This window comes from Enterobacter cloacae complex sp. P38RS (assembly GCF_014930775.1).
GTDB classification, from domain to species: Bacteria; Pseudomonadota; Gammaproteobacteria; order Enterobacterales; family Enterobacteriaceae; genus Enterobacter; species Enterobacter bugandensis.
In genome coordinates, this window is the sequence record NZ_JADBRS010000028.1 from 1 (window position 1) to 5,603 (window position 5,603).

Below are 5,603 nucleotides of genomic sequence, written 5' to 3' on the forward strand. Positions count from 1 at the left end.
TATTTCGCTTTTCTCTGCTGACCCGGCGGCGTGTGTGCCGTTGTTCCGTGTCAGTGGAGGCGCATTATAGGGAGTAATTCCGAAGCTGCAAGGATAAAGTGAAAATTATTTACTGACTGCTCACTTTCCAGGCAAAACGCATCCCAGACCTCAATTTTCGCCTGGTTTTTAAACAAAAACGAGCCGCAAGCGGCTCGTTTTTGCGTTTTGTGACTTACTGCACTGCCACAATACGATCGTCGTTGGCTTCCAGACGGATAACTTTGCCCGGAATCAGTTCTCCGGAGAGGATCTGCTGCGCCAGCGGGTTTTCGATCTGCTGCTGAATAGCACGTTTCAGTGGACGCGCACCATAAACCGGATCGTAACCATTCTCGCTCAGCAGCTTCAGCGCATCGTCGGAGATGTGAATTTCATATCCACGCTCTTCCAGACGTTTGTACAGACGCTGCAGCTGGATCTGCGCAATCGACGCAATGTGTTTTTCACCCAGAGGGTGGAATACCACCACTTCGTCAATACGGTTAATGAACTCCGGACGGAAGTTATGGCTAACCACACCGAGCACCAGATCCTTCATATGGCTGTAGTCAAGTTCACCGAAACGTTCCTGAATCAAATCGGAACCCAGGTTCGAGGTCATGATGACGACCGTATTACGGAAATCGACCGTTCTCCCCTGCCCGTCCGTCAGACGACCATCATCCAGCACCTGAAGCAGGATGTTGAACACATCCGGATGCGCTTTTTCCACCTCATCCAGCAGGATGACGGAATAAGGACGCCGGCGCACCGCTTCGGTCAGGTAGCCGCCCTCTTCATAACCAACATATCCCGGAGGCGCACCGACCAGACGCGAGACGGAGTGTTTCTCCATGAACTCGGACATGTCGATACGCACCATCGCATCGTCGCTGTCGAACATAAAGTTTGCCAGCGCTTTACACAGTTCGGTTTTACCGACACCGGTCGGCCCCAGGAACAGGAACGAACCGATCGGGCGATTTGGATCGGAAAGCCCAGCACGGCTACGGCGAATAGCGTTGGAGACCGCTTCAACCGCCTCGTCCTGACCAATCACCCGCTGATGCAGATCCTGCTCCATACGCAGCAGCTTATCGCGTTCGCTTTCCATCATGCGCGCCACCGGAATACCGGTCCAGCGAGCGAGCACTTCGGCAATTTCGGCATCCGTCACTTTATTACGTAACAGACGCATGGTTTTGCCTTCAGACTGCGTGGCGATCTCAAGCTGTTTCTCCAGCTCAGGGATTTTGCCGTACTGCAGTTCAGACATACGTGCCAGGTCACCCACACGGCGAGCCTGCTCAATGGCAATTTTGGCCTGTTCGAGTTCCGCTTTAATGGTCTGCGTGCCAGAGAGGGAGGCTTTCTCGGCTTTCCACTCTTCTTCCAGCTCAGAATACTGGCGCTCTTTATCGTCCAGCTCTTCATTAAGCATATCCAGGCGTTTCTTACTGGCTTCATCGGACTCTTTTTTCAGCGCCTGTTGTTCCAGCTTGAGCTGAATGATGCGGCGGTCGAGTCGGTCCAGTTCTTCCGGCTTCGAGTCAATCTGCATACGAATGCTCGACGCCGCTTCATCGATCAGGTCGATTGCTTTATCAGGCAACTGACGATCGGCGATATACCGATGCGAAAGCGTCGCCGCCGCAACGATGGCCGGGTCAGTAATCTGTACATGGTGGTGCAGTTCATAACGCTCTTTCAGACCACGCAGGATCGCGATGGTATCTTCAACGCTTGGCTCAGCAACAAACACTTTCTGGAAGCGACGTTCCAGAGCGGCATCTTTCTCAATGTACTGACGATACTCATCAAGCGTAGTGGCACCGACACAGTGAAGTTCACCACGCGCCAGCGCAGGTTTCAGCATGTTCCCGGCATCCATCGCGCCGTCGGCCTTACCAGCCCCCACCATGGTGTGCAGTTCGTCGATAAACAGAATGACGTTGCCTTCCTGTTTCGCCAGGTCGTTAAGCACGCCTTTCAAACGCTCTTCAAACTCACCGCGGTATTTCGCACCGGCCACCAGCGCGCCCATATCCAGCGCCAGTACGCGGCGGCCTTTCAACCCTTCCGGCACTTCACCGTTTACGATACGCTGCGCAAGCCCTTCAACGATGGCGGTTTTACCGACCCCCGGCTCACCAATCAGTACCGGGTTGTTTTTGGTACGACGCTGCAGTACCTGAATCGTACGGCGGATCTCTTCGTCACGGCCGATAACCGGGTCAAGTTTGCCCTGCTCGGCACGTTCGGTCAGATCGACCGTAAATTTCTTCAAAGCCTGACGTTGGTCTTCGGCTCCCTGATCGTTCACGCTTTCACCTCCGCGCATTTTCTCAATCGCCTGAGTCACATTGGCGGTGGTTGCACCGGCAGATTTCAGCAGGTCGGTCAAGGTACCGCGTGATTCAAGCGCCGCCAGAACAAAGAGCTCCGACGAAATAAAGTTGTCCCCACGTTTTTGCGCCAGCTTGTCGCAAAGGTTCAGCACGCGCACCAGATCCTGCGACGGTTGAACGTCGCCGCCGGTACCTTCTACCTGCGGTAAACGGCTCAGCGCCTGATCGATAGCGGTGCGTAACTGGCCAGCATTAATGCCAGCAGACGTTAATAAAGGACGTACCGATCCCCCTTCCTGATTCAGCAAGGCGCTCATTAAATGAAGAGGTTCGATGAATTGGTTGTCGTGCCCCAGTGCAAGGGACTGGGCATCGGCGAGAGCAAGCTGGAATTTATTAGTAAGACGATCCAGACGCATAACTCCTCCCATAACAGGTCAAATTTGCTACTGGAGATTAAATGAGGTCATCCCTCAATTATTCAAGGTTAATGACCTGAATTATGTGAAAAGAAAACGGCACGTGCCGGATCGTCTTGATTCTTTAGGTTATATCAGCCAAATGAAACTTGCCATACGACCCGTCGTCTTGTCGCGGCGATAGGAGAAAAAATCACCCTTTTCGGTGAACGTACAGCGATCGCCGCCGAAGATCTGCGTTACGCCAATATTATTCAGACGCTGGCGGGCAAGCTGGTAAATATCCGCCAGATATTTTTCCCCGGCAGGCAGGAAGGCCTCATTGGCTTGCGGATCTTTTTCCACAAATGCTTCGCGAACCTCCGGCCCCACTTCAAAAGCACGAGGGCCAATCGCCGGACCTAGCCAGGCCATGATATTGGCGGGATCATCATTGAAGCAGGCGACGGTCTCTTCCAGCACGCCCTCGCATAAGCCACGCCAGCCCGCGTGCGCTGCTGCCACCTCCGTACCGGCACGGTTACAAAACAGAACCGGCAGACAATCGGCGGTCATTACGGCACAAACCGTGCCCGGCGTATTACTGTAAGAAGCATCGGCGCGTTTGGAAGCGTAAGGTTCTCCCGTCAGCTTCAGTACCGCTTTGCCGTGAACCTGCTCCAGCCAAACCGGCTTCGACGGCAGATTTCCCGCAGCAAACAGACGCGTGCGGTTCTCTTCAACGTGTTCCAGGCTGTCGCCGCAGTGTGCGCCGAGGTTTAAAGACTCCCACGCGCCCTGGCTCACGCCGCCAATACGGGTCGAACTACAGGCGGCCACGCCTGCAGGCAGCGGCCACTCCGGGACAATCAGTTTGGTCATAACCAGTCCACTTGATCCTTATGTTCTTCGAAATCGGCACGCATGGCATCAATGAGTTCCACCATATCCTGCGGGATAGGCGCATGCCATTCCATCTGGATACCACTGATCGGGTGATAAAGACGCAGCATGGTCGCGTGCAGCGCCTGACGATCGAATTTACGCAGTACGCTGATGAACTCATCCGACGCGCCTTTTGGCGGACGCGGACGACCGCCGTACACCTGATCCCCCACCAGCGGATGGGTAATGTGCGCCATGTGAACGCGGATCTGGTGAGTACGACCGGTTTCCAGGCGCAGGCGCAGGCGGGTATGAATACGGAAGTGCTCCATAATGCGATAGTGCGTCACCGCGGGTTTACCCATCGGATGCACCGACATATGGGTACGTTTCGTCGGGTGACGGCTGATCGGCTCTTCTACCGTGCCGCCAGCGGTCATGTGTCCAATCGCCACCGCTTCATATTCGCGAGTAATCTCACGCAGTTGCAGCGACTCCACCAGACGGGTTTGAGCGGGAACGGTCTTCGCCACCACCATCAGGCCGGTGGTGTCTTTATCCAGACGGTGAACGATGCCTGCACGTGGGACATCCGCAATCGGCGGATAATAATGAAGAAGTGCGTTAAGTACCGTACCGTCTGGATTCCCTGCGCCCGGATGAACAACCAGGTCGCGCGGCTTGTTGATCACCAGAATGTCATCATCTTCATAGACGATGTCCAATGGGATATCCTGCGGCTCGAAGCGGATTTCCTCTTCGATTTCAGCATTGATGGCAACAGCTTCCCCACCAAACACTTTCTCTTTTGGTTTGTCCCAGATCTTGCCGTTTACCAGCACGCGCTGGTCAAGGATCCATTCTTTTATGCGTGAACGCGAATAATCAGGGAACAATTCGGCCAAAGCCTGATCTAAGCGTTGACCGAGCTGATTTTCGGAGACTGTTGCGGTGAGTTCTACTCGTTGTGCCATAAACTGCTTCTTTGTTTAACGTTGGGTTTTACGGCTTTGCCGTTTAATATAGTGTGCTATTGTAGCTGGTCTTAATCGGGAGCAGGAACAGAGTTTCTCCCGGACAAACATTTGAGGAAAGTCAAAACGTCATGACGCGCATGAAATATCTGGTGGCAGCGGCCACGTTGAGCCTGGCTTTGGTGGGCTGCTCCGGTTCGAATGAACAGGTCCCTGACAATCCGCCGAATGAAATCTATGCGACTGCACAACAAAAGTTGCAGGACGGTAACTGGAAACAGGCGATAACGCAACTGGAAGCGTTGGATAATCGCTATCCATTTGGTCCGTATTCGCAGCAGGTACAGTTAGATCTTATCTACGCCTACTACAAAAATGCCGATCTGCCGCTGGCTCAGGCAACTATCGATCGTTTCATGCGTCTGAACCCGACTCATCCTAACATCGACTACGTCATGTACATGCGCGGCCTGACCAACATGGCGCTGGATGACAGCGCCCTGCAGGGCTTCTTCGGCGTAGATCGCTCCGACCGTGACCCGCAGCATGCGCGCGACGCCTTCAATGACTTCTCCAAGCTGGTGCGCGGCTATCCGAACAGTCAGTACGTGACCGACGCCACCAAGCGTCTGGTGTTCCTGAAAGATCGTCTGGCGAAATATGAGTACTCCGTTGCGGAATACTATACCCGCCGTGGCGCATGGGTTGCCGTGGTTAACCGCGTAGAAGGTATGCTGCGTGATTACCCGGATACTCAGGCTACGCGTGACGGCCTGAAGCTGATGGAAAATGCTTACCGTCAGATGCAGATGACCGCTCAGGCTGAAAAAGTGGCGAAAATCATCGCCGCGAACAGCAGCAACACGTGATATCGCTTCAATGCAAAACGGCAGCCCGAAGGCTGTAATGCCGATCAGTTAAGGATCGGTTGACCGATCCAGTGGCTGTGTAAGAATCCGGAAATGCTCACCCGTTTC

4 protein-coding genes are annotated in these 5,603 nt (G+C 54.1%); 1 reads left to right on the forward strand and 3 read right to left on the reverse strand.

Going from position 1 to position 5,603, the window contains the following annotated elements:
* Positions 1-214 precede the first annotated feature (214 nt).
* From clpB to rluD, 3 genes are all read right to left on the reverse strand, one after another.
* Positions 215-2,788 (reverse strand): ATP-dependent chaperone ClpB, encoded by a 2,574-nt coding sequence (gene clpB, locus IM303_RS22075; RefSeq protein ID WP_041908644.1) that lies wholly within the window; start codon positions 2,786-2,788, stop codon positions 215-217.
* Positions 2,789-2,917: 129 nt separating this feature from the next.
* Positions 2,918-3,649 carry a purine nucleoside phosphorylase YfiH gene (gene yfiH / locus IM303_RS22080; RefSeq protein ID WP_048998842.1) on the reverse strand — a complete coding sequence of 244 codons (732 nt, stop codon included), beginning with the start codon at positions 3,647-3,649 and terminating at the stop codon, positions 2,918-2,920.
* Positions 3,646-4,626 (reverse strand): 23S rRNA pseudouridine(1911/1915/1917) synthase RluD, encoded by a 981-nt coding sequence (gene rluD / locus IM303_RS22085; protein WP_028014116.1) that lies wholly within the window; start codon positions 4,624-4,626, stop codon positions 3,646-3,648. The genes yfiH and rluD overlap by 4 nt, the downstream gene beginning before the upstream one ends.
* A 131-nt stretch (positions 4,627-4,757) precedes the next feature.
* On the opposite strand from rluD, the gene bamD reads away from it, so the two are divergent.
* A complete protein-coding gene (bamD, locus tag IM303_RS22090; protein WP_023308867.1) occupies positions 4,758-5,495 on the forward strand; it encodes an outer membrane protein assembly factor BamD in 738 nt (245 codons plus the stop codon).
* Positions 5,496-5,603: the final 108 nt, after the last annotated feature.

Bases quoted from the DNA above. Each gene is read 5' to 3' on its own strand.
- clpB (WP_041908644.1), bottom strand. From the start codon at position 2,788: ATGCGTCTGGATCGTCTTACTAATAAATTCCAGCTTGCTCTCGCCGAT.
- yfiH (WP_048998842.1), bottom strand. From the start codon at position 3,649: ATGACCAAACTGATTGTCCCGGAGTGGCCGCTGCCTGCAGGCGTGGCC.
- rluD (WP_028014116.1), bottom strand. From the start codon at position 4,626: ATGGCACAACGAGTAGAACTCACCGCAACAGTCTCCGAAAATCAGCTC.
- bamD (WP_023308867.1), top strand. From the start codon at position 4,758: ATGACGCGCATGAAATATCTGGTGGCAGCGGCCACGTTGAGCCTGGCT.